At 72.2% G+C, this 26,719-nt stretch carries 28 protein-coding genes and 1 riboswitch; of the genes, 19 read left to right on the plus strand and 9 right to left on the minus strand.

Translation table 11 applies throughout. The annotated features are described in order from the left end of the window. Positions 1 to 12: 12 nt before the first annotated feature. Together ABZ386_RS05560 and ABZ386_RS05565 are read left to right on the plus strand one after the other, a co-directional pair. The gene (locus ABZ386_RS05560) at positions 13 to 2,400 is read left to right on the plus strand and encodes a phosphoketolase family protein (RefSeq protein WP_358963757.1); all 2,388 of its coding nucleotides are present in this window, start codon (positions 13 to 15) and stop codon (positions 2,398 to 2,400) included. Between the two features lie 72 nt (positions 2,401 to 2,472). Further along, the gene (locus tag ABZ386_RS05565; RefSeq protein WP_355725576.1) at positions 2,473 to 3,102 is read left to right on the plus strand and encodes a DedA family protein; all 630 of its coding nucleotides are present in this window, start codon (positions 2,473 to 2,475) and stop codon (positions 3,100 to 3,102) included. A 70-nt stretch (positions 3,103 to 3,172) separates the two neighbouring features. Here ABZ386_RS05565 and ABZ386_RS05570 read toward each other — a convergent pair whose 3' ends face one another. Both ABZ386_RS05570 and ABZ386_RS05575 read right to left on the minus strand, forming a co-directional pair. Continuing rightward, positions 3,173 to 3,664 carry a hydrolase gene (locus ABZ386_RS05570; RefSeq protein WP_351344876.1) on the minus strand — a complete coding sequence of 164 codons (492 nt, stop codon included), beginning with the start codon at positions 3,662 to 3,664 and terminating at the stop codon, positions 3,173 to 3,175. 93 nt (positions 3,665 to 3,757) lie between these two features. Further along, positions 3,758 to 4,285: a gamma carbonic anhydrase family protein gene (locus ABZ386_RS05575; protein WP_351345091.1), complete on the minus strand. Its 528-nt coding sequence runs from the start codon at positions 4,283 to 4,285 to the stop codon at positions 3,758 to 3,760. A gap of 112 nt (positions 4,286 to 4,397) precedes the next feature. Between ABZ386_RS05575 and ABZ386_RS05580 the strand changes: the two genes are divergently transcribed. Beyond that, positions 4,398 to 5,195: an acyltransferase gene (locus ABZ386_RS05580; protein ID WP_351344873.1), complete on the plus strand. Its 798-nt coding sequence runs from the start codon at positions 4,398 to 4,400 to the stop codon at positions 5,193 to 5,195. A gap of 10 nt (positions 5,196 to 5,205) precedes the next feature. Here ABZ386_RS05580 and ABZ386_RS05585 read toward each other — a convergent pair whose 3' ends face one another. Continuing rightward, a complete protein-coding gene (locus ABZ386_RS05585; RefSeq protein WP_355728055.1) occupies positions 5,206 to 6,063 on the minus strand; it encodes a DMT family transporter in 858 nt (285 codons plus the stop codon). Between the two features lie 111 nt (positions 6,064 to 6,174). Here ABZ386_RS05585 and ABZ386_RS05590 point away from each other — a divergent pair, with 111 nt between their 5' ends. Together ABZ386_RS05590 and ABZ386_RS05595 are read left to right on the plus strand one after the other, a co-directional pair. Continuing rightward, on the plus strand, positions 6,175 to 6,747 hold the full coding sequence (locus ABZ386_RS05590) for an XRE family transcriptional regulator (protein ID WP_351344867.1): 573 nt from the start codon (positions 6,175 to 6,177) through the stop codon (positions 6,745 to 6,747). Positions 6,748 to 6,790: 43 nt separating this feature from the next. After that, positions 6,791 to 7,348, plus strand: coding sequence for a YbaK/EbsC family protein (locus ABZ386_RS05595; RefSeq protein WP_351344864.1), 558 nt, complete (start codon positions 6,791 to 6,793; stop codon positions 7,346 to 7,348). Between the two features lies 1 nt (position 7,349). Here the strand turns inward: ABZ386_RS05595 and ABZ386_RS05600 are convergent, their stop codons facing one another. Further along, positions 7,350 to 8,495 carry a cation diffusion facilitator family transporter gene (locus ABZ386_RS05600; RefSeq protein ID WP_356669083.1) on the minus strand — a complete coding sequence of 382 codons (1,146 nt, stop codon included), beginning with the start codon at positions 8,493 to 8,495 and terminating at the stop codon, positions 7,350 to 7,352. A 61-nt stretch (positions 8,496 to 8,556) separates the two neighbouring features. Here ABZ386_RS05600 and ABZ386_RS05605 point away from each other — a divergent pair, with 61 nt between their 5' ends. Next, positions 8,557 to 8,916 carry a metalloregulator ArsR/SmtB family transcription factor gene (locus ABZ386_RS05605; RefSeq protein ID WP_356669081.1) on the plus strand — a complete coding sequence of 120 codons (360 nt, stop codon included), beginning with the start codon at positions 8,557 to 8,559 and terminating at the stop codon, positions 8,914 to 8,916. A 1-nt stretch (position 8,917) separates the two neighbouring features. Here ABZ386_RS05605 and ABZ386_RS05610 read toward each other — a convergent pair whose 3' ends face one another. The 4 genes from ABZ386_RS05610 to ABZ386_RS05625 form a co-directional block, all read right to left on the minus strand. Further along, positions 8,918 to 10,141, minus strand: a complete 1,224-nt coding sequence (locus ABZ386_RS05610; RefSeq protein ID WP_351344855.1) for a 4-hydroxybenzoate 3-monooxygenase — start codon at positions 10,139 to 10,141, stop codon at positions 8,918 to 8,920. Positions 10,142 to 10,248: 107 nt separating this feature from the next. After that, on the minus strand, positions 10,249 to 10,674 hold the full coding sequence (locus tag ABZ386_RS05615; protein ID WP_351344852.1) for a hypothetical protein: 426 nt from the start codon (positions 10,672 to 10,674) through the stop codon (positions 10,249 to 10,251). A gap of 136 nt (positions 10,675 to 10,810) precedes the next feature. Beyond that, complete coding sequence (locus tag ABZ386_RS05620; protein ID WP_351344849.1) at positions 10,811 to 12,451, minus strand: APC family permease; 1,641 nt, start codon at positions 12,449 to 12,451, stop codon at positions 10,811 to 10,813. Positions 12,452 to 12,626: 175 nt separating this feature from the next. Beyond that, positions 12,627 to 13,034 carry a CoA-binding protein gene (locus ABZ386_RS05625; RefSeq protein WP_355721743.1) on the minus strand — a complete coding sequence of 136 codons (408 nt, stop codon included), beginning with the start codon at positions 13,032 to 13,034 and terminating at the stop codon, positions 12,627 to 12,629. An 80-nt stretch (positions 13,035 to 13,114) separates the two neighbouring features. Further along, positions 13,115 to 13,305, plus strand: a riboswitch (cobalamin riboswitch). Between the two features lie 70 nt (positions 13,306 to 13,375). On the opposite strand from ABZ386_RS05625, the gene ABZ386_RS05630 reads away from it, so the two are divergent. From ABZ386_RS05630 to ABZ386_RS05655, 6 genes are all read left to right on the plus strand, one after another. Further along, positions 13,376 to 14,395: an ABC transporter substrate-binding protein gene (locus ABZ386_RS05630; protein WP_358963761.1), complete on the plus strand. Its 1,020-nt coding sequence runs from the start codon at positions 13,376 to 13,378 to the stop codon at positions 14,393 to 14,395. After that, positions 14,392 to 15,405, plus strand: a complete 1,014-nt coding sequence (locus ABZ386_RS05635; RefSeq protein ID WP_351344840.1) for an iron chelate uptake ABC transporter family permease subunit — start codon at positions 14,392 to 14,394, stop codon at positions 15,403 to 15,405. Before ABZ386_RS05630 ends, ABZ386_RS05635 begins: the two co-directional genes overlap by 4 nt. Next, positions 15,402 to 16,205 carry an ABC transporter ATP-binding protein gene (locus tag ABZ386_RS05640; RefSeq protein WP_358963763.1) on the plus strand — a complete coding sequence of 268 codons (804 nt, stop codon included), beginning with the start codon at positions 15,402 to 15,404 and terminating at the stop codon, positions 16,203 to 16,205. Before ABZ386_RS05635 ends, ABZ386_RS05640 begins: the two co-directional genes overlap by 4 nt. 122 nt (positions 16,206 to 16,327) lie before the next feature. Next, a complete protein-coding gene (locus ABZ386_RS05645) occupies positions 16,328 to 17,050 on the plus strand; it encodes a hypothetical protein (protein WP_356500577.1) in 723 nt (240 codons plus the stop codon). After that, entirely contained in the window at positions 17,047 to 17,589 is a 543-nt protein-coding gene (locus ABZ386_RS05650; RefSeq protein ID WP_355721730.1) for a histidine phosphatase family protein, read from the plus strand. The genes ABZ386_RS05645 and ABZ386_RS05650 overlap by 4 nt, the downstream gene beginning before the upstream one ends. A 27-nt stretch (positions 17,590 to 17,616) precedes the next feature. Then, a complete protein-coding gene (locus ABZ386_RS05655; RefSeq protein ID WP_351344828.1) occupies positions 17,617 to 18,243 on the plus strand; it encodes a YigZ family protein in 627 nt (208 codons plus the stop codon). A 19-nt stretch (positions 18,244 to 18,262) separates the two neighbouring features. Here ABZ386_RS05655 and aztA read toward each other — a convergent pair whose 3' ends face one another. Then, complete coding sequence (gene aztA / locus ABZ386_RS05660) at positions 18,263 to 19,006, minus strand: zinc ABC transporter ATP-binding protein AztA (RefSeq protein ID WP_351344825.1); 744 nt, start codon at positions 19,004 to 19,006, stop codon at positions 18,263 to 18,265. 14 nt (positions 19,007 to 19,020) lie between these two features. Here aztA and aztB point away from each other — a divergent pair, with 14 nt between their 5' ends. From aztB to ABZ386_RS05695, 7 genes are all read left to right on the plus strand, one after another. Then, positions 19,021 to 19,878, plus strand: coding sequence for a zinc ABC transporter permease AztB (gene aztB, locus ABZ386_RS05665; RefSeq protein WP_351344822.1), 858 nt, complete (start codon positions 19,021 to 19,023; stop codon positions 19,876 to 19,878). A gap of 21 nt (positions 19,879 to 19,899) precedes the next feature. Beyond that, a complete protein-coding gene (locus ABZ386_RS05670) occupies positions 19,900 to 21,141 on the plus strand; it encodes a hypothetical protein (RefSeq protein WP_358963766.1) in 1,242 nt (413 codons plus the stop codon). After that, complete coding sequence (gene aztC / locus ABZ386_RS05675) at positions 21,138 to 22,097, plus strand: zinc ABC transporter substrate-binding protein AztC (protein WP_358963769.1); 960 nt, start codon at positions 21,138 to 21,140, stop codon at positions 22,095 to 22,097. The genes ABZ386_RS05670 and aztC overlap by 4 nt, the downstream gene beginning before the upstream one ends. Before the next feature lie 74 nt (positions 22,098 to 22,171). After that, the gene (aztD, locus tag ABZ386_RS05680) at positions 22,172 to 23,371 is read left to right on the plus strand and encodes a zinc metallochaperone AztD (protein ID WP_358963771.1); all 1,200 of its coding nucleotides are present in this window, start codon (positions 22,172 to 22,174) and stop codon (positions 23,369 to 23,371) included. A gap of 161 nt (positions 23,372 to 23,532) precedes the next feature. Further along, complete coding sequence (locus ABZ386_RS05685) at positions 23,533 to 24,513, plus strand: ABC transporter substrate-binding protein (RefSeq protein ID WP_358963774.1); 981 nt, start codon at positions 23,533 to 23,535, stop codon at positions 24,511 to 24,513. Positions 24,514 to 24,605: 92 nt separating this feature from the next. Further along, the gene (locus ABZ386_RS05690) at positions 24,606 to 25,703 is read left to right on the plus strand and encodes an iron ABC transporter permease (protein ID WP_356500849.1); all 1,098 of its coding nucleotides are present in this window, start codon (positions 24,606 to 24,608) and stop codon (positions 25,701 to 25,703) included. Then, entirely contained in the window at positions 25,700 to 26,707 is a 1,008-nt protein-coding gene (locus tag ABZ386_RS05695) for an iron ABC transporter permease (protein ID WP_351344806.1), read from the plus strand. Before ABZ386_RS05690 ends, ABZ386_RS05695 begins: the two co-directional genes overlap by 4 nt. Positions 26,708 to 26,719: the final 12 nt, after the last annotated feature.

A 26,719-nucleotide genomic window follows, 5' to 3' on the forward strand; every position in this document is an offset into this window, starting at 1 on the left:
AGGGAGTCAGCCATGCCCGAGGCCCCGCGCCAGCACAGCCCGACCGCACCGACCGACGAGGAACTGCGCACGCTGGACGCGCACTGGCGGGCCGCCAACTTCCTGGCGGCCGGTCAGATCTACCTGCTGGCGAACCCGCTGCTGACCGAGCCGCTGCGGCCCGAGCACATCAAACCGCGGCTGCTGGGGCACTGGGGCACCTCGCCCGGCCTGAACCTCGTGTACACGCACCTCAACCGGCTGATCGGGAACCGGGGACTGGACGCCCTGTGCATCTGGGGCCCGGGCCACGGCGGGCCGTCGGTGCTCGCCAACTCCTGGCTGGAGGGCAGCTACAGCGAGAAGTACCCCGACGTGTCGCGGGACGCGCAGGGCATGGAACTGCTGTTCCGCCAGTTCTCGTTCCCCGGCGGGGTGCCGAGCCATGTCGCCCCGGAGGTCCCGGGCTCGACCCACGAGGGCGGCGAACTCGGCTACTCCCTCGCCCACGCCTACGGAGCGGCCCTGGACAACCCCGGCCTGCTGGTGGCCTGCGTGATCGGGGACGGCGAGGCGGAGACCGGCCCGCTCGCCGGGTCCTGGCACGCCAACAAGTTCCTCGACCCCGTCCACGACGGCGCCGTCCTGCCGATCCTGCACCTGAACGGCTACAAGATCGCCAACCCGACCGTGCTGTCCCGCCTGCCCGAGGAGGAACTCGACGCGCTGCTGCGCGGCTACGGCCACGAGCCGGTCCACGTCTCCGGCGACGACCCGGCCGCCGTCCACCGCGCCATGGCCGAGGCGATGGACACCGCCCTCGACCGCATCGCCGAGGCCCAGCGCGCCGCCCGCGAGCAGGGCGTGACCGAACGCCCGCGCTGGCCGGTGATCGTGCTGCGCACCCCGAAGGGCTGGACCGGCCCCGCCGAGGTGGACGGGCAGCCGGTGGAGAACACCTGGCGCTCCCACCAGGTGCCGCTCGCCGGAGTGCACGACAACCCGGACCACCTGCGGCAGCTGGAGGCATGGCTGCGCTCCTACCGGCCCGAGGAACTCTTCGACGCCGACGGCCGCCCGGTCGCCGACGTGCTCGAGCCGATCCCCGAGGGCACGCGCAGGCTGGGCGCCACCCCGCACGCCAACGGCGGACTGCTCGTGCGCGACCTGCCGGTCCCGTCCCTGGACGACTTCGCCGTGCCCGTCGACAAGCCCGGCACCACCCTGCACGAACCCACCCGCGTCCTGGGCGACCTGCTGGCCCGGGTCATGCGGGACACCGCCGGCCGCCGCGACTTCCGCCTGGTCGGACCCGACGAGACCGCCTCCAACCGGCTCCAGGCCGTCTTCGACGCCAGCGGCAAGACCTGGCAGGCCGAGACCCTGCCGGTGGACGAGCACCTGGACCGGCACGGCCGCGTGATGGAGGTGCTGTCCGAGCACCTCTGCCAAGGCTGGCTGGAGGGCTACCTCCTGACCGGCCGGCACGGGCTGTTCTCCTGCTACGAGGCGTTCGTGCACATCGTCGACTCCATGGTCAACCAGCACATCAAGTGGCTGCGCACCTCCCGCAGGCTGCCCTGGCGCGCCCCCATCGCCTCCCTCAACTACCTGCTGACCTCCCATGTGTGGCGGCAGGACCACAACGGCTTCTCCCACCAGGACCCCGGCTTCGTCGACCACGTCCTCAACAAGAGCCCCGAGGTCGTACGGGTCTACCTGCCGCCGGACGCCAACACCCTGCTGTCCGTCGCCGACCACGCCCTGCGCAGCCGCGACTACGTCAACGTGATCGTGGCCGGCAAGCAGCCCTGCTTCGACTGGCTGTCCATCGACGAGGCCCGGGTGCACTGCGCCCGCGGCGCCGGCATCTGGGAGTGGGCCGGCACCGAGGACGGCTCCCGCGAACCCGACGTGGTGCTGGCCTGTGCCGGTGACGTGCCCACCCAGGAGACCCTGGCCGCCGCGCACCTGCTGCGCCGGCACCTGCCCGACCTGTCGGTCCGCGTGGTGAACGTCGTCGACCTGGCCCGGCTGCTGCCCCGCGAGGAGCACCCGCACGGCATGAACGACTTCGAGTACGACGGCCTCTTCACCGCCGACAAGCCGGTGATCTTCGCCTACCACGGCTACCCGTGGCTGATCCACCGCCTCGCCTACCGCCGCACCGGCCACCAGCACCTGCACGTACGCGGCTACAAGGAGGCCGGCACCACCACCACGCCGTTCGACATGGTCGTCCGCAACGACCTGGACCGCTACCGCCTGGTCATGGACGTCATCGATCGCGTCCCCGGCCTGGCGGTGCGCGCCACGGCCGTACGCCAGCGGATGGCCGACGCCCGCACCCGCCACCACGCCTGGATCCGCGAGCACGGCACCGATCTGCCCGAGGTCGCCGAATGGAGCTGGAACGCCTGAGCCGCGAGGGACGTCCTATGAGCCGGTAGGCTTCCCGGGGCACGCAGGGAAGCACAGGGAAAGGATCCGGCGTTGCACGTCCAGGAATGGCTCGAAACCGTACCCGCGGTCGCCGTCTACGCACTGGTGGGAGTGGTCATCGGCCTGGAGAGCCTGGGCATCCCGCTGCCGGGCGAGATCATCCTCGTCTCCTCCGCGCTGCTCGCCTCCCAGCACGGCGACATCGACCCCGTCGTCCTCGGCGCCAGCGCCACGGCCGGCGCGATCATCGGCGACTCCATCGGCTACGCCATCGGCCGCAAGGGCGGGCGGCCCCTGCTGGCCTGGCTGGGCCAGAAGTTCCCCAAGCACTTCAGCGAGGGCCACATCGCCACCGCCGAGCGCTCCTTCGAGAAGTGGGGCATGTGGGCGGTCTTCTTCGGCCGCTTCGTCGCCCTGCTCCGCATCTTCGCGGGCCCCCTCGCCGGTGTGCTCCGCATGCCGTACTGGAAGTTCCTCATCGCCAACGTCCTCGGCGGCATCCTCTGGGCCGGCGGCACGACAGCGGTCATCTACTACGTCGGCATCGTCGCCGAGTCCTGGCTGAAGCGCTTCTCGTGGCTGGGCCTGGTGGCGGCGGTCCTCATCGGCCTGACGTCCATGCTGGTGCTCAAGCGCAAGGCGAAGAAGGCGAACCAGAACGTGGAAGCCGTCCACCCGTAGGGCTGTCACGCAGTCGCTCCGGCCGGTGGCCCGGACGCGCAGCGTCCCGTCCGCGTGCGCGCCGGCCAGATCATCTCAACCCAGGCCCGTCGGCAGATCCACCCCGGAACCTGTCGGGTTCAGCCGACGGTGTCCCGCTTTTCGTGTCGACCACACGCTTGATGCCGATCAAGACCCGGTAGCGCTGCCGTGTTGCGAACTCCGTCATCTCCCAGACCGCCGGTCGTCCTACCTCCGCACACAGATGCAGCACTCGTCCCTCGTTCACCCAGACTCCGACGTGGGCGCCGTAAGCATCGTCCGTGGCGTTGAACAACAGCAGGTCGAGCGGCTGTGCTGCCGATACATGCGCTGTGGCCTGCGTATCGGCCCACAGCTCACTCGAACGCAGAGCAGGCGGAGCCAGGCCGAAGTGCCGAAGCACCTCGTAGGCGAACAGCTGGCAGTTCGCACCCTCCGCCAGGCCGGGACGGTCGGTCACCTCCGACGACCCCGGAAACCGGGAGCCCACGTACGGAACCGTCCAGAAAGCGGCCGGTAGTCGGTGCAGCACTGGATCCATGAACCCATCATCCGTGCATGCGCGCATCCGACAGGGACAGGGGGCTCCACCCATGCACGCCGCCAGGCCGGTAGGGCAGTCACGGGACAGCCCTCAGGCATGCACCTCCCGATGCGCCTTCGCCAACTCGGCGTACATCGTGCCGTTGAGGGTGACCCCCTGCCGCTCCTCCTCCGACAGCTCCCGCCGGACCTTCGCGGGCACCCCCGCCACCAGCGACCCGGGCGGCACGACCATCCCCTGCGGCACCAACGCCTGCGCGGCGACCAGCGACCCGGCCCCGATCACGGCGCCGTTCAGCACGGTCGCCCCCATGCCGATCAGGCAGTCGTCCTCGACCGTCGCCCCGTGCACCACCGCGTTGTGGCCGATGGACACCCGCTCACCCACCGTCACCGGGAAACCCGGATCGGCATGGAGGGTGCAGTTGTCCTGCACGTTGCTGCTGGCCCCGACCGTGATCGACTCGACGTCACCGCGCAGCACCGCGCCGTACCAGACACTCGCGCCGGCCCGCAGCGTCACGCCCCCGATCACCGACGCCGTGGGCGCCACGAACGCCGTCTCGTCGATCTCCGGCTCACGGCCGCCGATCCCCGTGATCATCGCCCGCTGACCCATGCCCGCCTCCAGAAACGTCGTCGACAACGCGCAAACCGTACGCCACTCGATGGGGCGAAGATCACAGGCCTCCGACGCCACGGGGTGAGCTACCGCTGAGTACGGTGAGCGGGTGCCGAAGCGCAAGAACACGTTCTCATCCTGGCGACGGGGCCTCGCGCAGCGCGCCGTCCACGCCGGCTGGGCCTGGCTGCAACGGACGGGGTCCGTCACGGCCGAGCACCCCGGGCGCTACCGGTTCGGCGCGATGGGAACAGGTACCAGACTCGCCTTCCCGCTCGGCACGGTCTTCGGTGAACCCTGGATCCACCTCGGCTCCCACTGCATCATCGGCGAGCAGGTCACGCTCACCGCGGGCCTGATGCCCGACCTCGACCTCGGCCCGGACCCGATCCTGCGCCTCGGTGACGGCGTCGTCCTCGGCCGCGGCAGCCACGTCATCGCCGACACCACGGTCACCATCGGCAGCGACTGCTACTTCGGCCCGTACGTCTACGTCACGTCCACGAACCACTCCTACGACGATCCCCACGAGCCGATCGGCAAGCAGTGGCCGCGGATGGAGCCGGTGGAGATCGGGCCGGGCTGCTGGGTCGGCACCGGCGCGGTGATCCTGCCGGGTGCCCGCATCGGGCGGAACGTGGTGGTGGCCGCGGGCGCGGTCGTCCGGGGCGCGGTCCCGGACCACGCCGTGGTGGCGGGCGCGCCGGCGCGCGTCGTCCGCCGCTGGACCCCAGCCGACGGCTGGCAGCCGCCGCTGCGCACCCCGCCGCCGGTCCCGATCCCGGAGGGCGTCACCCCCGAGCAGTTGCGCGCGCTGTCCGAACTCGACGAGGAGACGGCGGCGCGCCTCGCCGAGCTGGACGGGGAGGCGGCGGCCCGGCTCGCCGACCTCGAACCGGGGTCCTGAACCCCCGCGTTCACCCCGACGCCAGCAGGACCGTCCCGACCAAGGCCAGTCCCGCGCCCGCCGCCTGCACCGCCCGCAGCCGTTCGCGGAGGACACCGCGCGCGGCCACGGCCGTCACCACCGGGTAGAGCGAGGCGAGCACGGCGGCGACGGTGACCGGGCCGTGCTGCGCGGCGATGGAGTACGTGCCGTTCGCGGCGACGTCCGCCAGGCCGACGAAGGCGAGCGCCGGCAGGGAGCGCCAGGGGAAGCCGTCAGCGGGGAGGGCGGGAGCCCCGCGCCGCGCCGACACGTACAGCGCCAGTCCGCCGGCCGCCACGTTCGTCACCCGCTGCACGAACAGCGCGAGGAACAGCCCCGTCAGCGTCGTCGACGCCTCGGCGATCAGGGCCATCACCGCACCGAAGCCGAACGCCGCGAGGAGCGTCAGGACGACGGCCTGGCGCTGGACGGGCGCGCCGCGGAACTGCGGGCCGCCCGCGAGGCAGACACCGGCGACGGCGACCAGGATGCCGACGAACTGCAGCAGGCCGGGGCGCTCGCCCAGCACCAGACCCACCCCGACGGGCACCGCCACGCCGATCGAGCCGAGGGGCGAGACCACGCCCATCGGCCCCAGCGCGAGTGCCTTGTAGAACGCCAGCATCGCCACGGGCCCGACGAGGCCGGCGGCCACGGCGAACCACAGCTGCGGTCCCGCCTCGCTCCAGCCGCCGGTCGCCACCACGACCGCGCCGAGCACGACCACCGCGATCGACTGCGAGACCACGACCACCGTCAGCGCGGGCGTGCGCCGGGTGAGCAGTCCGCCGCCGAAGTCGGCGAGGCCCCACAGCAGGCTGGTGGCCAGGGCGAAGAGCGGTGTCATGGGCAGGAGGCCTCGCAGTACAGTGCAGTGAACGATCAGGTCAACCCCACCATAGTGCACCCTGATGTACTGCACGTACAGAATATTGGACTCGGAGATCTTGGACGGAATGTGTCGGACCTCGACCTGCTGACCCAGTCCCTGGCGCGCAGCGTCAAGCACTGGCGCGCGGTGCGCGGCTTCACCCTGGACGTGCTCGCCGCCCGGGCGGGCGTCAGCCGCGGCATGCTCATCCAGATCGAGCAGGCCCGCACCAACCCCAGCCTCGGCACCGTCGTCAAGATCGGCGACGCCCTCGGCATCAGCATCACCACCCTGCTCGACTACGAACAGGGCCCGAACGTCCGCGTCATCCCCGCCGACCAGGCCGTACGGCTGTGGCACACCGACGCCGGCAGCTACAACCGGCTCCTCGCGGGCACCGAGGCGCCCGGCCCGCTGGAGATGTGGGACTGGCGGCTGATGCCCGGCGAGAGCAGCCCGTCCGACCCGCACCCGGCCGGCACGATCGAGCTGCTCCACGTCACGGCGGGGGAACTGACCCTCACCGTCGACGGGGTGGAGCACCGCGTCCCGGCGGGCGCGAGCGTCCACTTCGAGGCCAACGTCCCGCACACGTACGGCAACACCGGCGAGGTGCCGATGGAGATGGTCATGGCCGTCTCGGTGCCGCCCGTGCCCTGAGACGCCCGGCCCGGGGGCGGTCCCGAGTTGTTAGCGTGCGGCCATGCGTGCACCCCTCGGACACTTCGACAACGCCCGTCCCGCCCCCGACTGCCTCGGCGAACTCACCGGCCCGGTCGCCGCCGCCGTGCGCGACTGGGCGGGCAGCGTCCCCGCCGACCAGATCGTCTACGTCGACACCGACCCGGAGTGGGCCGACACCTCGACCTTCGTGGAGCACTACGGCCCGGAGCTGCTGGAGCAGTCCGCGAACTGCGTGGTGGTCGCGGGCAGGCGCGGCGGCGAGACCACGCTCGCCGCGTGCGTCGTACTGTCCGCCACCCGGGTCGACGTCAACGGCGTCGTCCGCCGCCACCTCGGCGTCCGCAAGGCCTCGTTCGCCCCGATGGACACGGCGACCGGCGAGACGGGCATGGAGTACGGCGGGATCACCCCGCTCGGACTGCCCGGCGACTGGCCCGTGCTGGTGGACGCGGCCGTCACCGACCTGCCGTACGTCCTCGTCGGCAGCGGCCGGCGACGCGGCAAGCTCCTGGTCCCGGGCAAGGCCTTCGCGGAACTGCCGGGCGCGGTGGTGCTGGAGGGGCTGGGGATCGCCTGACCTACGCCGCCGCGTGGTGGGCCAGGGGCAGATGCGGGTCGGCCTCGCCGGGATGCGGTTCCGGGTCGGCGTGGACCAGGGCCGCGGTCAGGCGCGGCACGGCGTGCAGCAGCGCGTGCTCGGCGTCGACGGCGATGCGGTGGGCCTCGCGCACCGTCGCCTCGCCGTCCACCACGACGGCCACCTCGGCGCGCAGCCGGTGCCCGATCCAGCGCAGCCGCAGCTCACCCACCCCGCGCACCCCCGGCACCTCGGTCAGGGTCCGCTCGGCCCGGTCCACCAGGGCCGGGTCGACCGCGTCCAGCACCCGCCGGAACACCTCCCGTGCCGCGTCCCGCAGCACCAGCGCGATCGCCGCCGTGATGGCCAGCCCCACGATGGGGTCCGCCAGTTGCCAGCCCAGGGCGGACCCGCCGGCGCCCAGCAGCACGGCCAGTGAGGTGAAACCGTCGGTGCGGGCGTGCAGCCCGTCGGCGACCAGTGCCGCCGAGCCGATGGAGCGGCCGACGCGGATGCGGTAGCGGGCCACCCACTCGTTGCCCGCGAAACCGACGAGGGCGGCCACGGCGACCGCCGAGACGTGCGCGACCGGCCGCGGGTCGAGGAGGCGGTCGATCGCCGCCCACCCCGCGAAGGCCGCCGACGCGGCGATGGTCAGCACGATCACCAGGCCCGCGAGATCCTCGGCCCGCCCGTAGCCGTAGGTGAAGCGGCGGGTGGCCGCGCGCCGGCCCAGCACGAAGGCGATCCCGAGCGGTACGGCGGTCAGCGCGTCCGCCGCGTTGTGCACCGTGTCCCCGAGCAGTGCCACGGAACCCGAGACCGCCACCACCACCGCCTGCGCCAGCGCCGTCACACCGAGCACGGCGAGCGAGACCCAGAGCGCCCGCATCCCGCGGGCCGAGGACTCCAGAGCGGAGTCCACCTTGTCGGCCGTCTCGTGCGAGTGCGGGGTGAGGAGATGGCCCAGTCGATGGCGCGGGCCGTGCCGACGGCCGGGGGAGTGCTCGTGCCGATGGCCGTGGGAGTCCTCGTGCCGATGTCCATGGGAGTGCTCGTGCCCGTGGCCGCCGGAGTGCTCGTGCCGGTGGCCGTCGGCGTGCTCGTGCCGATGCTCATGGGAGTGCTCGTGCCGGTGGTCGCTCACGTGGATCCCCTTCCGGTGTGCGGAGTGGACGTGCGCACGCCCACGGCGCCATTATGTGCGTATGAGCGCACGCATGCACCTGTCACCTGCGCACGATGCGCATCCGCGCAACCCCGGCGAGGAGCAGTTCGCGCTCGCCGCCGAACTCCTCGCCCTGCTCGGCGACCGCACCCGGCTCGCCCTGCTGCACGCCCTGACCGGGGGAGAGGCCGATGTCACCACCCTCACCCAGGCCTGCGGCGCGGCCCGGCCCGCCGTCAGCCAGCACCTGGCGCGGCTGCGCCTCGCGGGCCTGGTGAACACGCGCAAGGAGGGCCGCCGGGTGATCTACGCACTGCGCGACGGCCATCTGCGCCGGCTCGTCGACGAGGCGCTGAACGTGGCCGACCACCGGCTGAGCGACCGCCCGCCGCACGACTGAGTCAGTAGCGCGCGGCCGTCCCGAGGTACTGCTCGGCGAAGGCGGCCGCCGCGGCGCGCGAGGTGAACAGCCGGCGCAGCCGGGCCAGCGTGGTGCCCGCGCGGAACGGATCGCCCGCCGCCGTGCCGTGGTACACCTCGGACAGCCACTGCGAGAACTCCTGGTAGTCCCACACGCGCCGCAGACACGCCTCCGCATAGCCGGCCAGGCCGCTGTCGTCGCCCGTGGTCAGGTGGGCCACCAGGGCGTCGCCGAGCAGGAAGGCGTCGTGCAGGGCGAGGTTCATGCCCTTGGCGGCGATGGGCGCGACCAGATGGGCGGCGTCGCCCGCGAGGAAGAGCCGGCCGGACACCATGGGCTCGACGACGTAGTCGTGCATGTCCAGCACGCGCTTCTCGATCAGCCGCCCCTCCGTCAGCGGCGGCACACCGGATGCCCCGAGGCGCTCCTGGAGCTCCGCCCAGACGCGCTCGTGCGGCCAGTTCCCCGGGTCGTCGCCCGGCGGGCACTGGAGGTAGTAGCGGGTCACCTCCGGGCTGCGGGGCATCTGGCCGGCGAACCCGCGCGCGTGGCAGCCGAACAGCACGCAGTCCGCGGACGGCGGCGCCTCGGCGAGCAGCGCGAGCCAGCCGATGCCGTAGTCGTGCCGCGCGATCCGGACGCGCTCCGGCGGCAGCGCGGCCCTGCTCACGCCGCGCGCCCCGTCGCAGCCGGCGACGAAGTCGCAGGGCACGACCTGCCGTTCGCCCGTGTCCGGGCAGAGGTACGACACCGAGGGCCGGTCCGTGCCGAGGTCGTGGAGCCGTACGTCCCGGACGCCGAAGCGGATCCGGCCGCCGCGCACGTCGGCGTACTCGCGCACCAGGTCCGTCACCAGCAGCGGCTGCGGGTAGACGAAGTGATGACTGCCCGTCAGCTCGCCGTAGGGGAACCGGTACCGCTCCCCGTCGAAGCGGAACTCGCACGCGGTGTGCAGCTCCGCGCGGTCCAGCAGGTTCCGGGCCAGGCCCCGTTTCTCCAGGCCCCGCACGGCCCATTCCTCGATGACGCCGGCCCTCGGGCGCTGCTCGATGAACTCCCTGGTCTCGGTCTCCAGGACCAGGCAGTCGACGGAGGCGCCCCGCAGGATGTTGCCGAGGGTGAGGCCGGCAGGGCCCGCGCCGACGATGACGACCGGAAAGCGTTGCGCGGACGCGGAGTCGAGACGGGGCGAGGTGGAGGTCACCCTCCACATTATGGTGGTGCCAGGGCAGCGGTGAACCGACCGCCGGGGAACGGCGGTCGGTTCACCTGAGCAGAATTCCGCCGCGGGGCGCGGAGGTCCGAGTCGGGTCAGGAATGGATCTTGATGGGGGTCGTGCACAGGCTCTTGGCGGCTACGTCGCCGACGACCTCGCTCAAGCACACCCGCATGGTGGTCCCGTTGGCGTACTTCTTGTCGAGCGTCGAGGGGAAGTAGACGCCGTAGTCGTCCTCCGTCTTCGATGATTTCCTGCTGGAGGCCAGCTTGCCGTTGATGTACAACGTCAGCTTCGGGTGGCCCGAGATGCCGAGAAAACGTCCGTAGATCGATTTGACCTTCAGACCGGTGCCCTGCACGTTGAGGCACACCATGTTCGACTCCTCGGTCGTCACCTGATGAGTCGCGCACTCCTGGGCCGATGCGAACGCGGTGCCGGCGCCGGTGGCCACGAATACCGTGGACGTCAGCGGTATCAGCAGCGCGAGCACGGTCGCCCGCAAACCCCTGGTCTTCATGTGGGTTGCTTCTCCCCGGTTTTGAGTTGTTCCGCCTGACGTTCAGGCGTTTCTTGACGATCACGCTATGCCGTTCACGGAGGAATCGGCTCAGCGCTTTCCGACACTTGGTCAGTTCATTTGGTGACCTTGAGGCTCAGTGCGTTGGTACGTCCACGACCACCACCTCGTCGATGCTGCGCTGGATCTCCTCGGGGCGCGAGGCGACGGCGCGGGCCCAGTGGTAGATGACCAGGGAGAAGACGGTGATGACCAGGATGTCCCACCACAGCGGGATGTTGCCCCGCCCGCCGAAACCGCCCTGCCATGAGATCACGCCCATGCCGAGCAGGTAGACCGGAAGCCACTGGGCGGCCCTGAAGTCCATCCGGGGTGCGTCGGGCAGGTCCTTGCTCTTGGCGTAGAAGGCATAACCGCCGAGCAGCACGTAGCCGAGGACGATCGCCACGCCGAGCCGCCAGAGGACGTCCCAAGTGGCCCAGTAGATGACGAGGTTGGCCACCACGAAGGACAGCGGGGCGATCAGCTTGCCGCCGGGGAGGCGGTAGGGGCGTTCGTGGTTCGGCAGCCTGTCGGTGAAGACGCCGTACGCCAGGGGGGCGCCCGCGTACATCAGAACGCTGGCCGAGGTGATGAAGCCGACCAGCTTCTGCCAGCTCGGGAAGGGGAGGAAGCAGAGAACACCCGTCACGAAGGAGAGGATCAGGCCGAACCACGGCACGCCGCGTGCGTCGACCTTCTCGAACAGCTTCGGCGCGTAGCCGTTCTTGGAGAGGCCGAAGGAGACGCGGGAGGTGGCGGTGGTGTAGATCAGGCCGGTGCCGCCGGGGGAGACCACGGCGTCGAGGTACAGCACGACGCTCAGCCAGCCCAGGCCCACCAGGGTCGCCAGGCCCGCCCAGGGGCCGTCGATGCCCGGGAACTTGAGGTCGGCCCAGCCGTGCGCGAACGTGCTGTGGGGCAGCGCGGCGATGAACACGACCTGGAGCAGGACGTAGATGATCGCACCGATCGCGACCGAGCCGAGGGTCGCGCGCGGCAGGTCGCGCTTGGGGTTGCGGCTTTCCCCCGCGAGCTGGATCGCCTGCTCGAAGCCCAGCAGGGCGAAGATGATGCCGCTGGTGCTGATGGCGCTCAGCACACCCTTGGCGCCGAGCGGGGCGAAGCCCTCCGAGGTGAAGTTGCCCGGGTGGAAGTTGCCCACCGCGACCACGAAGATCGCGGCCAGCGGGACGGCGATCTTCCACCAGGTGGCCGCGCTGTTGGTGTGCGCCAACACCTTCACGCCGAGGAAGTTGACCGCGACGAAAACGGCCATCAGGAAGACAGCGACGATGAGACCGCTGGTCGTCAGGGTGCTGTCCTTCTGGTGCAGGAAGCCCTTCGCGAAGTCCCAGTGGCCGGCGTAGCCGATCATGGCCTCGACCTCGATCGGGGCCACGGTCGCCGCCTGCAGCCAGGCGAACCAGCCGAACGACATGCCGGCCAGGCCGCCGAACGCGTAGTGCGGATAACGGGCCGTGCCGCCCGCCACCGGGAACATACCGCCGAGCTCGGCGTGCACCAGCGCGAGGAGGACGATGGCGACGGCGCCGATCACCCACGAGATGATCGCGGCCGGACCGGCCATCATGACGGCGTTCTTGGCGCCGTAGAGCCAGCCGGAGCCGATGATGGAACCGACGGAGGCCCACATCAGCCCGATGAGCCCGACGTCCCGGCGCAGTCCGCCCGGACTCCCCTTCACCCCCGGTACCGCATGGTCGACGCTTACCATATTCTTAGGGGCCTCTCATGAAATGAACAGAGCGTTCAGCGTGCAAGAGGCCGTCAGGCTAGGAATCAATTGCCGACCGGCAGAAGACTGTTGCCGTGCATTTGACCGCGCACGGGGATTTCCTGGAGAAAGCTTCAGGAAATCTGTACGGGGAAATCAGGGAGCCGTTAAAGTCTCAGCCCAGTCGGGGGATCTCGATGGCCGGGCAGCGGTCCATCACCATCTCCAGACCCGCCGCGCGGGTCCGGTCGTACGCCGCCTCGTCGATGACGCCGAGCTGGAACCACACCGCCTGCGCGCCCTTCGCGACCGCCTCGTCCGCGACGGCCCCGGCGAGGTCGCTGTTCACGAAGACGTCCACGACGTCCACGTCGAAGGGGATGTCCGCCAGGCTCGCGTACCCCTGCTCCCCGTGCACCGACTCGGCCTTCGGGTGCACGGGCACGACGCGCTTGCCGAAGCGCTGGAGCACTTCGGCGACGCCGTACGCCGCGCGCTGCCGGTTCGACGACAGGCCCACCACGGCCCAGGTGTCGCCGAGCTCGGTGAGGATCCTGCGGACCGTTGCCTCGTCGCCGTACACCGGCGGCCTCCTCGGGAGTCGCGGAAGAGCTGCTGCCCGCACAACGACGCAGGGTGCGCGGTGATTCCCCGAGGGCCCCGTGATAGCTTGCCGAGGCCAGTCGAACCCATGTACGTGGGTCAGGGAATCCGGTGCGAATCCGGAACTGACGCGCAGCGGTGAGGGGGACGGGCGGGGCCTCGGCCACTGGACGGCGTGTGTGACGTCCGGGAAGGCGCCCCGCACCGGACGAACCCGAGTCCGAAGACCTGCTGGCGGCCCCCGCGGCCGTTTCGCGGCGGGGGAGCACCGTACGACCGGGCTCCGCGATCGAGCCCTCGACGACTGAGGACTGGTTCCCCGTGCCCCTCGCCCGACCCGCCCGTGCCGCCGTCCTGCTCGCGGCCGGCTCCCTGCTCCTGACCGGCTGCGGCGACGCGAAGCCCGCCCCCGCGAAGGCCGCCGCCGTCACCCTCGACAACTGCGGCCGCCAGGTACGCGTCGAGGCCCCGCCGCGCCACGCCGTCTCCCTCAACCAGGGCACCACCGAGATCCTGCTCTCCCTCGGCCTCGCCGACCGCCTCGCGGGCACGGCCACCTGGACCGACCCCGTGATGAAAGGACTGGAGAAGGCGAACGCCCGGGTGCCGCGCATCGCCGACGACAACCCCTCCTTCGAACGGGTCCTGGACACGGACCCCGACTTCGTCGCCGCGTCCTTCGTCTCCACCCTCGGCAAGGGCGGCGTCGCCACCCGCGAGCAGTTCGAGAAGCTCGGCGTGCCCACGTACGTCTCCCCGTCCGACTGCGCCGGCAAGGACAACTCGGGCGACGGCGACGGCGCGCGCGACAAGGTGCTCGGCATCGACACCGTCTACGGCGAAATACGGGACCTCGCCACCGTCTTCGGGGTACCGGAACGCGGCGACAAGCTGGTCGCCTCGCTCCAGCGGCGCATGCGCGAGGCCACCTCGGGCATCGACGCCTCCCACGTCACCCTCCTGTACTGGTTCGCCAACTCCGAGTCCCCCTACATGGCGGGCTGCTGCGGAGCGCCCGGCATCATCACCCGGGCCCTCGGCGCGAAGAACGTCTTCGACGACACGCACGAGGAGTGGCCGCAGGTCAACTGGGAGACGGTCGCCGACCGCGACCCGGACGTCCTCGTCATCGGCGACCTGACCCGCAGGTCGCAGACCGCCGAGTCGGCCGCGAAGAAGATCGCCTTCCTGGAGTCCAACCCGGCCACGAAGAACATGGACGCGGTCCGGCACAAGCGGTACGTACTGCTCAGCGGGCAGGCCATGAACCCGACCATCCGCACGGTCGAGGGCGTGGAGCAGGTCGCCGCCGGACTGCGCGAGTTCGGGCTCGCGAAGTGACCGTGCGCGGCCTGGTGCTCGGTACCGGAGGGGCCCTGTTGCTGGTCGTCTCCGTGGCCCTGGCGATCACCGTCGGTCCGGCCGACATCCGGGTCGCGGACGTCTGGTCCGTCGTCGCGGCCCACCTGGGGCTCGGCACCTCCGACCTGACGCCGATCCGGGACGGGATCGTCTGGCAGCTGCGGCTGCCGCGCACCCTCCTCGCGGCCGTGTGCGGAGCCGGACTCGCCGTGTGCGGGGCCGTGATGCAGTCGCTGCTGCGCAACCCGCTCGCCGATCCCTTCGTGCTCGGGGTGTCCTCGGGCGCCTCCACCGGCGCGGTCGTGGTCGTCGTGCTCGGCGTGGGCGGCGGGGCCGTATCGGTCTCCGCCGGGGCGTTCCTCGGCGCCCTGCTGTCGTTCGCGCTGGTGCTGCTGCTCAGCCACACCCTCGGCGGCACCACCGACCGGGTCGTCCTGGCGGGCGTCGCGGCCATGCAGCTCTTCTCCGCGCTCACCTCCTTCGTCGTGATGACGGCCGCCGACGCCGAGACGACCCGGGGTGTGCTGTTCTGGCTGCTCGGCTCGCTCGGCGGCGCGGGCTGGACCGACGTCCGGCTCTGCCTGGCCGTCCTCGCCGTGGCGCTCGTGGTGTGCCTGTCCCACGCCCGTACGCTCGACGCCTTCGCCTTCGGGCAGGACGCGGCGGCCGCGCTCGGGGTGTCCGTGGCCCGTACCCGCCTGGTGCTGCTGTGCGCCACGGCCCTGCTCACGGCCGCGCTGGTCAGCTCGGCCGGGGCGATCGGCTTCGTCGGGCTGGTCCTGCCGCACGCCGCCCGGGCGCTGGCAGGCCCCGGCCACGTCCGGCTGCTGCCGGTCACGGCCCTGGCCGGCGCGGTGTTCCTGGTGTGGGTCGACACCCTCGCCCGGACCGTCCTCGATCCGCAGGAGGTGCCGGTGGGAGTGGTGACGTCGCTGATCGGGGTGCCGGCGTTCGTGGCGGTGCTGTACCGGACGCGGAGGGCGCGATGAGCGAAGTGCCCCAAGTGGCTCCCGCGGAAAGCGGGCTCCGCGCCGACCGGGTGGGCCGCCGGGCCGACGGGCGCCTCATCCTCGACGGAGTCGTCCTCGCACCCGAGACCGGCTCCACCGTCGGCCTCCTCGGACCCAACGGCTCCGGCAAGTCGACCCTGCTGCGGCTGCTGGCCGGGCTGATCGCACCGACGGCCGGAGTCGTCACCCTCGACGGCACGCCGCTGGGCGACCTGCCCCGCCGTACGGTCGCCCGCCGCCTCGCGGTCGTCGAGCAGCAGTCGGACACGCAGGTCGAGTTGAGCGTCGAGGACGTCGTACGGCTCGGCCGGGTGCCGCACCGCCGTGCCTGGACACCCGCCTCGGCCGGCGACGAGAAGGCGGTGCGGGCCGCCCTGGAGCGCACCGGCCTCGCCGACCGGGCCGGCCAGCCCTGGCAGACCCTCTCGGGCGGCGAGCGCCAGCGGGTGCAGATCGCCCGCGCGCTCGCCCAGGAACCCCGCGAACTCCTCCTGGACGAGCCGACCAACCACCTCGACATCCACCACCAGCTCGACCTGCTCGCCCTGATCGCGCACCTGCCCCTCACCACTGTCGTCGCCCTGCACGACCTCAACCTCGCGGCGATGTACTGCGACCGGGTCGTCGTCCTGAGCGCGGGACGGGTCGTGGCGAGCGGTACTCCGGGTGACGTCCTCACGGAGGGGCTCATCGCCGAGGTGTACGGGGTGCGCGCGGCCGTCAGCCGCGAAGGGCGCGAGGGGCGGCCCCATGTGCGGTTCCTGGGGACCCTGCGGTGAGGCGGGGCGCACGTCCCACGGCACCGGTGGCCTGCACGCCATTGGTGGGGCGATTCCGCCACAGTGACCGAAAAAAGCCGTGCACGCCTGCGCGTCTCCGCCCACCCGCCTACGCTCGCACCGTGCTGCGCATCATCGACGCCCGTACCGGCGAGCCGGTCCACGCCGCCCCCGCCCGCCGGGGCCTGACCCGTGTCGAGGTGCACGCGCCCGGCTCCGACACCACGGACCTGCGGGTGCTGCTCGTCGCGGACCTGCTGGTCCGGGCCCTGGAGCTCGGCGGCACCCCCGTGTGGGCGACGCTGACCGGCGGACACCGGCAGGCGGAGCTGAGAGCGGGCGCCGCGGTCCTCGGCGTCCGACCCTTCGAGGACAGCCCCGACGTCGGCGCGGGCCTGGGCGAGGCCCAGGTCATCCATGTGGCGGGGGAGGCGGGGGCGGCTTCCGACGGGGTGCGGATCGCGGTCGCGCCGGTGCGGCGGGCGGCCCCGCCGGAACCGGGCGGCGACCCGGCCGTTCTGCGGCTCGCCCTGCTCGCCCGGCACCACAGCGCTCCCGTCCGGCTGGAGGCGTCCGGTCTCGACGACGCCGGTGCCACCCTCGCCCGCTGGCGGAGCGCTGTCGCCCACTGGGCGCGGCGGCCCTCGCGACCGGTGCCCGACGACGTGCGCGGACGGCTCCGCGCGGCCTGGGAGGACGACCTGGACGTGCCCGCGGTGCTGGACGTGCTGCGCCACGTCGAGAGCGACCCGGACCTGCCGGACGGCGCCCGTTTCGAGACGTACGCCTACGCCGACCGGCTCCTCGGCCTGGACCTCACCCGCGACCTGGGGAACCCGTCATGATCGAGCGTGCCGGAGCCGGCCCCCTGCGCCGACTGGTCGTGCTGCGGCACGCCAAGTCCGCCTGGCCCGTGGACGTCACCGACCACGAACGCCCGCTCGCCCCGCGCGGCCGCCGGGACGCCCCCGCCGCGGGCCGGGCCCTGGCCGAGACCGACTGCCTGCCGGACCTCGCCCTGTGCTCCACCGCCGTACGCGCCCGCCGGACCTGGGAGCTGGCCGCCGCCGAGTGGGGTACGCCCCCGCCGGTCCGGTTCGACCGGCGCCTGTACGCCGCCGGCGCCCCCGGCCTCCTGGCCGTCGTGCACGAGGTGCCCGCAGAAGTGGAGACGCTGCTGCTGATCGGGCACAACCCCGGCCTGGAGGAACTGGTCCTCGCGCTCGCCGGTGACGGCCTCGACGACACCCTGGACCGGGTCGCCACCAAGTTCCCCACCTCGGCGATCGCCGTCCTGTCCTGGCGCGGCACCACCTGGCGGGCCCTCGCCCCCGGCAGTGCGCTGCTCACGTCCGTGACCGTGCCCCGGGGCGCGAAGAAGTAGCCCCGGGCCCGCGCATAGGCTGGCCGGATGCAGGACGAATACCGCACGGTCGCCCGCGCGGGCGTGCACGAGACCGAGGTCAACCGCTCCCGCTTCCTGTGCGCCCTCGCACCGGCGGCCACCGAGCAGGAGGCCCAGGCGTTCATCGCCACGGTCCGCAAGGAGCACGCCGACGCCACCCACAACTGCTGGGCCTACGTCATCGGCGCCGACGCCTCCGTGCAGAAGGCGAGCGACGACGGCGAACCCGGCGGCACCGCCGGCGTCCCCATGCTCCAGATGCTGCTGCGCCGCGACATGCGGTACGTCGTCGCCGTCGTCACCCGCTACTACGGCGGGGTCAAGCTCGGCGCGGGCGGGCTGATCCGGGCGTACGGCGGCTCGGTCGGCGAGGCCCTGGACGCCCTCGGCACCCGCACCCGCCGCAGGTTCCGCCTCGCCACGATCACCGTCGACCACCAGCGGGCCGGCAAGCTGGAGAACGATCTGCGCACCACCGGACGCGAGGTACGGGACGTGCGCTACGGGGAGGCGGTCACGATCGAGATCGCGCTGCCGGACGCCGACGTGGACGCCGTCCGCGCCTGGCTCGCGGACGCGACCGCCGGCACCGCCCGCTTCGACCTGGGCGGGGAGGCGTACGGCGACGCCTGAGTGTCAAGGGGCGGTCGCCTCACGCCGGTTGCCAGAGCTGGGTGAGCGTCGAGGCGGTGAGCAGCTGCTCGGGGCTTCCCCGGCCTGCCAGGCGGCCGTCGCGGAGCAGGAGGCAGGTGTGCGCCGCGCGCGCGGCTTCCAGGTCGTGGGTGGCCTGGACGACGGTGACTCCGTCGGTGACCAGTTCCGTCAGGAGGGTCGCGATCCGCTCTCGCGCCTCGGGGTCGAGTCCGGTGGTCGGCTCGTCCAGCAGCAGCAGGTCCGATTCCTGGGCGAGCCCTTGGGCGATCAGGGCGCGCTGTCGCTGTCCGCCGGACAGCTCGCCGAGCTGACGGGTGGCGAGGCCGGCGATGCCCAGTCGCTCCATGGCCGTGTCGACGGTGACGCGGTCCTGTCGGGTCAGCCGCCGCCACGGACCGCGGTCGCCCCAGCGCCCCATCTCCACCGTCTGCCTGACCGTCAACGGCAGCGCGTCTCCGACGGCGCCGCGTTGCGGGACGAACGCGGGTGGCCGGTCGCCCTCGTGGTGGAGCTCGCCTGACGTGGGGTGGATCACACCGGCCAGCACTCCGAGCAGGGTGGACTTCCCGCTGCCGTTCGGGCCGACCAGTGCCGTGGTGGCCAACGCCGGTATCTCGGCGTCGAGTTGATGCAGGACGGGGCGGCCCGGATATCCGGCGCAGAGTCCGGTGAAGCGGATGCGGGGCGTTCTGTTCCGGGCGGGAGCGGGGGAACTTGGGGATGGGTTGAACATGATTTTCATTATAGTGTGTTTACATGGACTGGTTGACGGGCCCCTTCGAGGTGACCTTTGTGCAAAGGGCCCTGTGGGGCGGGATGTTGGTGTCGGCGATCTGCGCCCTGGCCGGCACGTGGGTGGTGCTCAGGGGGATGGCCTTCCTCGGTGACGCCATGTCCCACGGGCTGCTGCCCGGAGTGGCGCTCGCCGCGCTGTTCGGCGGCAACCTGCTGGTGGGGGCGCTGCTGAGCGCGGCCGTGATGACGGCCGGCGTCACCGCCCTCGGCCGCACGCCGAGGCTCTCCCAGGACACCGGTATCGGCCTGCTGTTCGTCGGGATGCTGTCGCTCGGCGTGATCATCGTGTCGCGCTCGCAGTCCTTCGCGGTCGACCTGACCGGCTTCCTCTTCGGAGACGTCCTCGCCGTCCGTGAACAGGACCTGGTGCTGCTGGGCGTGGCGCTCCTGCTGGCGCTGGCCGTGTCGGTCCTCGGGCACCGGGCCTTCCTCGCCCTGGCCTTCGACCCGCGCAAGGCCCGGACGCTCGGGTTGCGCCCCCGCCTGGCCCACGCGGTGCTGCTCGGCCTGCTGGCGCTGGCCATCGTCGCCTCCTTCCACATCGTGGGGACGCTGCTGGTCCTGGGCCTGCTCATCGCCCCGCCGGCCGCCGCGCTGCCGTGGGCGCGCAGTGTGCGGGGCGTCATGGCCCTCGCGGCGCTGCTCGGCATCACCGCCACCTTCTGCGGCCTGCTGCTGTCCTGGCATCTGAGCACCGCGGCCGGCGCGACGGTATCCGCCCTCGCGGTGGCCCTGTTCTTCCTCTCCCATCTGGCTTCCGGTCTCCGCGGCCACCGTCGTGCGCGCCTCGCCGGCGCTCACGCCGCGGCGACCGACTGAAAGAAACCCGAGGCGATCCCCTTGTTCGTCCGCAGAAACCGCACTCCCTGGGCGCCGGCCGCGTTCGTGACCGTCGCACTGCTCGCCACCGGCTGCGCCGGGCAGGACGCCGCCCCGTCCGCCCCGGGGGCGACTCCCACGTCCGCCGCTCCGCACGGATACGTCGAAGGGGCGCAGGAGAGGGCCGAGCAGCAGTCCCGGCTGGTCCTCAACGACCCGCGGAGCGGAGACTCCCGCGTCCTGGACCTCATCACCGGAAAGCTGCACGAGGTGTCCCGGACGACGGGCACCACGCACCTCACCACGGACGGCCGGTTCGGCTACTTCCAGACCACGCGCGGCACGCACGTCCTCGACAGCGGCGCCTGGATGGTGGACCACGGCGACCACGTGCACTACTACCGCGCGCGGATCCGTGACGTGGGCCGGCTGCCCGGAGGCCCGGGTGCGCGCGTGCGCAGCGACGCCGCCGTGACCGCGGTGACCGACGCGGACGGCCGGACCAGGGCCTATCGCCGGGCCGAACTGGAGAAGGGCGAGGTCGGCTCCCCCCGCACGCTTCCCGGAACCCACGCGGAAGCCGTCGTGCCGTACGCGGAGCACCTGCTCGGCCTCACGGACGACGGGAAGGGCTCCGCGAAGCTCGTGGTGTACGACCGCGAGGGCAGGCGCGTCGCGTCGCCGGACGCGCGGTGTGAGGCCCCGCGGGGAGACGCCGTCACCCGGCGCGGAGCCGTCCTCGGCTGCGCCGACGGCGCCCTCCTCGTCCGTGAGGACGACGGCACGTTCACCGCCGAGAAGATCCCGTACGGCGACGACGTACCCGCGGGGCAACGCGCCACGGCCTTCCGCCACCGGCCCGGCAGCGACACGCTCACGGCACCTGCCGGTGAGCGGGCCGTATGGGTCCTGGACGTCACCGAGCGCACGTGGACGCGGGTGAACACCGGCCCCGTGGTCTCCGCCAACACCGCGGGCGAGGGCTCCGTCCTGATCGTCCTGGAGACCGACGGATCGCTCCACGGCTACGACATCACCACCGGCAAGCGGGTCTCCGAGACGAAGCCGCTCGTGAGGGGCGACCTGGACGCCGGCACCGACGGGAAGACGGGACCGGTCATCGAGGTCGATCGCAGCCGCGCCTACCTCAACGACCCCGAGGGGAAACGCGTGTACGAGATCGACTACAACGACAACCTGCGCGTCGCGCGCACCTTCGACCTGGACATCGTGCCGGCCCTGATGGTGGAGACCGGACGATGACGAGACAGCCCCGACGGCCGCGGCGCCTGCGCGGCCTCCTCCTCGCCCTGCTCGCCCTCGTCCCGGCCGGTGCGGCGACCGCCTGCACGGACAGCGACGACCGGCCCCGGGTCGTGGTGACGACCAACATCCTCGGCGACATCACCCGCGAGGTCGTCGGCGACCAGGCCGACGTCACCGTGCTGATGAAACCCAACGCCGACCCGCACTCCTTCGGTCTGTCGGCCGTACAGGCCGCCGAACTGGAGCGCGCGGACCTCGTGGTCTTCAACGGGCTGGGCCTGGAGGAGAACGTACTGCGGCACGTGGAGGCCGCCCGCGAGTCCGGCGTGCCCACCTTCGAGGCCGGCAAGGCGGCGGACCCGCTCACCTTCCAGGCGCACGACGACGGAGGCCCCGAGGAGGAGGCCGGACAGCCCGACCCGCACTTCTGGACCGACCCCGACCGCGTACGCAAGGCCGCCGGCCAGATCGCCGATCAGGTCGTCGCGCACGTGGACGGCGTGGACGAGAAGACGATCCGCGCCAACGCCGACCGCTACGACGGTCAACTCGCCGACCTCACCGCCTGGATGGAGAAGTCCTTCGACCGCATCCCCGAAGAGCGGCGGGCGTTGGTGACCAACCACCACGTCTTCGGCTACCTCGCCGAACGCTTCGGCTTCCGGGTGATCGGCGCGGTGATCCCGAGCGGTACGACGCTGGCCTCGCCCAGCTCCTCCGACCTGCGCTCGCTCACCCGGGCCATGCGCGAGGCGGGAGTGCGCACCGTCTTCGCCGACTCCTCCCAGCCCAAGCGGCTGGCCGAGGTCCTGCGCACGGAACTGGGCGGCCAGGTGCGCGTCGTGGAGCTCTACTCGGAATCGCTGACCGAGCAGGGCAAGGGCGCCGGCACCTACCTGCAGATGATGCGCGCCAACACCACCGCCATGACCGACGGCCTGACCGGCGCCTGAGACCGTCCCTCACCCCCTGAACACCAGCACCGCACCCCACGCCGCGCCCGCGCGGCCCAGAAAGGATCACACCGGTGAACAAGTCGATACGCAACAGAGCCTTCACGGGCACGGCCCTCGCCCTGGCGGCCTCCGCGGTCCTGACCGCCTGCGGAGGGGACGACACCTCCTCGTCCGGCGCACAGGCCAAGAACACGCCGGGCACCAAGGCCGTGGCGGTCAAGGACCCGCTGGTCGCCACGTTCGACGGCGGCCTGTACGTCCTCGACGGCGAGAGCCTGAAGACGGCCGCCACGATCGAGCTGCCCGGCTTCAACCGGCTCAACCCCGCCGGCGACGACTCCCACGTCATCGTCTCCACCGACGCCGGCTTCCGCGTCCTGAACGCCGCCGAGCAGACCTTCACCGGCGTCGAGTACAAGGGCGCCAAGCCCGGGCACGTCGTCCAGCACGCCGGCAAGACGGTGCTCTTCACCGACGGTACCGGCGAAGTGAACGTGTTCGACCCCGACGACCTCGCGGGCGGCAAGAAGCCGGAGGGGCGCACCTACACCTCCGCCGACCCGCACCACGGCGTCGCCATCGAACTGAGCAACGGCGAACTCCTCAGCACCCTGGGCACCGAGGAGAAGCGCACCGGCGCCCTCGTCCTGGACAAGGACAACAAGGAGATCAAGCGCAACGAGAACTGCCCCGGCGTGCACGGGGAGGCCGCGGCCAAGGGCGAGGCCGTCGCCGTCGGCTGCGAGGACGGCGTCCTCATCTACAAGGACGGCGAGTTCACCAAGGTGGACGCCCCGGACGACTACGGCCGCATCGGCAACCAGCGGGGCAGCGACGCCTCGCCGATCCTCCTGGGCGACTACAAGACCGACCCGGAGGCCGAGCTGGAGCGGCCGACCCGCATCTCGCTCATCGACACCGAGACCGGGAAGCTGCGCCTGGTCGACCTGGGCACCAGCTACTCCTTCCGCTCGCTCGGCCGCGGACCCCACGGTGAGGCACTCGTCCTCGGCACGAACGGCACCCTCCACGTCATCGACCCGGAAACGGGCAAGGTGGAGAAGAAGATCCCCGTCGTGGACAAGTGGCAGGAGCCGCTGGACTGGCAGCAGGCCCGGCCCACCCTCTTCGTCCGCGACCACACCGCGTACGTCTCCGAGCCGGGCAAGCGCAAGCTGCACGCCGTCGACATCGAGGCGGGCGAGAAGATCACGTCGGTGACGCTGCCGAAGAGCACGAACGAACTGTCCGGCGTGGTCGCGGGGCACTGATCCGCACCAGCCCGAGTCGGACGACCTTGCCGTGTGCCGCGCAGCGGGTGCCCCACCGCTGCGCGAACCGGACCATCGGCCCCGTAAAAAACGGGCCAAGTGAAAATGATTATCAGGTATGTTTGGGGTCCGGGGACCGTCAAGGAAGAAGCGAGGGAACGATGCTGCGCGCACCGTCGAGATTCGTCCGAAGCTGCGTCGCCGCAGCGGTAGTGGGCTCGGTCCTGGCCGGATGCGGCGCGTCCGCCGAACCCGCGAGCGAGCAGCGCGCTGCCGGGGCCGGGCCCAGGACCGACGTCACCGTCGAACCCATCGAGGCCACGCGGGAGCTGACGGACACGAACGGCGTCAGGATCTCGCTGCGGAAGGAACCGGAGCGCATCGTCTGCCTCTTCGCGCTCTGCGACGACATCCTGACCGAACTGGGCATCGTCCCCACGGCCACGAACAACGCGCTCCTGGCCCACCCCGGCTTCCTGGGCGAGGAGAAGGCGAAGGAGGTCGACGTCATCCCCGGCGGTTTCATCGCCCCCGAGGTGGAGGCGATCCTCTCCCACAAGCCCGATCTCGTGATCGGCCTCGAGGACACCCACGGAAAGCTCGCCCCGGCGCTGAAGGGCGCGACGACCTTCTGGCCCATGCAGCCGGAGACCTGGCAGGACAGCGTGGGTTACCTGCGCGACGCCGCTGCGCTCACCGGCCGTACCGCCGAAGGCGAGAAGGCCGAGAAGACCTTCCGCACCAAGCTCGCCGAGGCAGAGCGGGCCAGGAGCGACAAGACCGCGATCGTCATCTACGGCAGCGACGAGAACTTCGGCGTCGCCACCCCGGAGACGGACGTGGCCGCCAGCCTGTTCCCCAAGCTGGCCGACTACCCCTGGAAGTCGCGGGGCGTGGAGGGAAGTTACAGCCTCGAGGAGATCCTCGCGGCCGACGTCGACGTGATCTTCTCCGAGACGATCAGTTTCGGCGAGGCGGACGGCAAGCTGTCGGAGAAGCTGGCCCGGAACCCGCTGTGGGGGAAGATCCCGGCCGTGCAGAACGGGGACGTCCACGAGGTGAACTCCGAGGTGTGGGCCAAGGGCCGCGGCACCCGCTCGCTGGGGATCGTCCTCGACGAGGCCACGGCCGCGCTGCGGTGACCGCGCCCCCTGCGACCGAGGCCGCAGCGGGCGACGTGACCACGCGGGGGCGCAGGGCTGTGCCGTGGCAACTGCCCTTGCTGGTCTCCCTGGTGGCCGTCGCGTCCGGCTGCGCGCTGAGCCTGGGCACGCCCTATGTGCCGCTGTACCGGCTGCCCGGCGCACTGCGGGATGCCGACTCCACCCTCGCCGGGATCGTCGTCACCGAACTTCGCCTGCCCCGGCTGGTGCTGGCGCTGGCCGCCGGGGCCTGCCTGGGTGCCGCGGGGCTCGTGCTGCAGGAGGCGCTGCGCAATCCCCTGGCCATCCCCGAGATGCTGGGGGTGTCGTCGGGAGCCGCGTTCGGGGTCGCCGCACCGCTGGTGCTGGCGGTGTCCATCCCCGCCGCCGTCCAGCCGCTGCTGGCGATCGGCGGGGCCGTGCTCGGCGGCGGACTCACGCTGCTCGCGGCCGGGCTGGGGCGCAGCCCGTCCGCCGTGCTGCTCACCGGTGCCGCGGTCGCGGCCGCGTTGCAGGCCGCGCTGCTCGTGCTCATGGTGATGGCCGACCAGCTCGACCTTCAGCTGATCTACCGCTACTTGCTCGGCTCCCTCTCCGCCCGCACCTGGGACGACGTCACCGGGCTGTGGCCCTGGCTGCTCGTCGCGGTACCCGCGCTCGTGCTGTGCGCGCCGGTGCTCTCGGTGCTGCGGCTGGGGGACGAGGACGCCGAGGCGCTGGGCGTCCGGGCGCAGCGGGCACGGGTGGCGGCGCTGGCCATCGCCATCGTGCTGATCGCGCCCGTGACGGCCGTGTGCGGGCCGGTGGCCTGGGTCGGGTTCCTCGCCCCGCACCTGGCCCGACGGCTCAACCCGGCGGCGAGCGCGGTGGGTTGGCTGCCGTGGTCGGCGGCGTGGGGTGCGGTCGTGGTGGTCGTCGCCGACGTCCCGGCCCGGCTGGCCCTGGCGCCCGTCGAGACACCGGTCGGCGCCTGGACGGCCCTGCTCGGTGTGCCGGCCGGTGTCGCCCTGCTCCGGTCGGGCCGCCGGAGACCGACTGCTCCGCGACGGGCGGCCGGCTCCGCTGCCGTGTCCCTCGCACCGCCGGGCCCGCGCGGTACGGAACCCTCCCCGGAGACCGCCGGGCATGGCCACCGGCAGGAGCCGGGCGGCGAACCCGGCTGGGCGGCCGAAGCGGGGGAGGCCCGATGAACCGGCGCTTCTGGGCGCTCGTCGCACTCGTCGTCGTGTGCGCCTGCGCCGAACTGCTGGCGGGGCGGGGCGTGTCCCCGGCCGGGGTCGCGGACGTGCTCGGCGGAGGCGGCGACGCGACGGAACGGCACATCGTGTTCCAACTCCGGCTGCCCCGGCTGCTGGTGGCCCTCGGTGCGGGAGCGTGCCTGGGAGTCGCGGGCCTGGTCCTGCAGTCGGCTCTGCGCAACCCCCTGGCCGGACCCGAGGTCACGGGTGTGACGCCGGGCGCGGTGCTCGGAGCCGTCACCGCGACCGGCCTCGGCCTCGCCGGCTGGGAATCTCCCCTCGCGGTGGTCGTCGCCGCGTGCGCGGGGGGCTGCACCGGGGCCGCCCTGCTGTGGCTGCTCGCGGGACGCGGCCGGGGCGACCCGGAACAGACCGCTTTGCACGGGGTCCTCGTATCGGCGGTGCTCGGCGGGCTGACCGCCATGGTGCTGCTGGTCGCGCCGGGCGAGCTGGGCAGCGTCGTGCAGTGGCTCGTCGGCACGACGGAGGGCAGGGTGTGGCAGCACTGGCACCTGCTGTGGCCCTGGGCGCTGGCCTGGGGGGCCGCGGCATGGCTGCTCGCCGGGCCCCTGACGCTGTTGCGCTGCGGGGACGAACTCGCCGCCGCCGCGGGGCTGGCCACCGGACGGGCCCGGTCCCTCGCCCTGCTGTGCGCGGTGGCGCTGACGGCGGGAGCGGTGGCCGCCGTGGGGGCGCTGGGGTTCGTCGGACTGCTCGTGCCGCATGTCGCCGTGGCCGTGTTCGGCGCGGACCTGCGGGTGTCGCTGCCCGGTTCCGCCCTGGTCGGGGCGGCCGTGGTGTGCGGGTCGGACGCGGCGGCGCAACTGCTGTCACGGCTGCTGGCGGCCGCCCTGGACTTCGGGCGGCTCACCCTGCCGGTCGGGGCACTCACGACCTGCCTCGGAGCAGCGCTGCTGATGGTCGTCGTGCGCCGCGCGCCGAGCCGTACGTTCTGATGTCGACGGAGG

Source organism: Streptomyces sp. NPDC006140 (assembly GCF_040628815.1).
Lineage (GTDB): Bacteria > Actinomycetota > Actinomycetes > Streptomycetales > Streptomycetaceae > Streptomyces.

Excerpts from the sequence above, each read along its gene's own strand:
- ABZ386_RS05560 (WP_358963757.1), top strand. The coding sequence starts at position 13 with ATGCCCGAGGCCCCGCGCCAGCACAGCCCGACCGCACCGACCGACGAG.
- ABZ386_RS05570 (WP_351344876.1), bottom strand. The coding sequence starts at position 3,664 with ATGGATCCAGTGCTGCACCGACTACCGGCCGCTTTCTGGACGGTTCCG.
- ABZ386_RS05575 (WP_351345091.1), bottom strand. The coding sequence starts at position 4,285 with ATGGGTCAGCGGGCGATGATCACGGGGATCGGCGGCCGTGAGCCGGAG.
- ABZ386_RS05585 (WP_355728055.1), bottom strand. The coding sequence starts at position 6,063 with ATGACACCGCTCTTCGCCCTGGCCACCAGCCTGCTGTGGGGCCTCGCC.
- ABZ386_RS05595 (WP_351344864.1), top strand. The coding sequence starts at position 6,791 with ATGCGTGCACCCCTCGGACACTTCGACAACGCCCGTCCCGCCCCCGAC.
- ABZ386_RS05605 (WP_356669081.1), top strand. The coding sequence starts at position 8,557 with ATGAGCGCACGCATGCACCTGTCACCTGCGCACGATGCGCATCCGCGC.
- ABZ386_RS05615 (WP_351344852.1), bottom strand. The coding sequence starts at position 10,674 with ATGAAGACCAGGGGTTTGCGGGCGACCGTGCTCGCGCTGCTGATACCG.
- ABZ386_RS05620 (WP_351344849.1), bottom strand. The coding sequence starts at position 12,451 with ATGGTAAGCGTCGACCATGCGGTACCGGGGGTGAAGGGGAGTCCGGGC.
- ABZ386_RS05640 (WP_358963763.1), top strand. The coding sequence starts at position 15,402 with ATGAGCGAAGTGCCCCAAGTGGCTCCCGCGGAAAGCGGGCTCCGCGCC.
- ABZ386_RS05650 (WP_355721730.1), top strand. The coding sequence starts at position 17,047 with ATGATCGAGCGTGCCGGAGCCGGCCCCCTGCGCCGACTGGTCGTGCTG.
- ABZ386_RS05655 (WP_351344828.1), top strand. The coding sequence starts at position 17,617 with ATGCAGGACGAATACCGCACGGTCGCCCGCGCGGGCGTGCACGAGACC.
- aztA (WP_351344825.1), bottom strand. The coding sequence starts at position 19,006 with ATGAAAATCATGTTCAACCCATCCCCAAGTTCCCCCGCTCCCGCCCGG.
- aztB (WP_351344822.1), top strand. The coding sequence starts at position 19,021 with ATGGACTGGTTGACGGGCCCCTTCGAGGTGACCTTTGTGCAAAGGGCC.
- aztC (WP_358963769.1), top strand. The coding sequence starts at position 21,138 with ATGACGAGACAGCCCCGACGGCCGCGGCGCCTGCGCGGCCTCCTCCTC.
- ABZ386_RS05685 (WP_358963774.1), top strand. The coding sequence starts at position 23,533 with ATGCTGCGCGCACCGTCGAGATTCGTCCGAAGCTGCGTCGCCGCAGCG.
- ABZ386_RS05695 (WP_351344806.1), top strand. The coding sequence starts at position 25,700 with ATGAACCGGCGCTTCTGGGCGCTCGTCGCACTCGTCGTCGTGTGCGCC.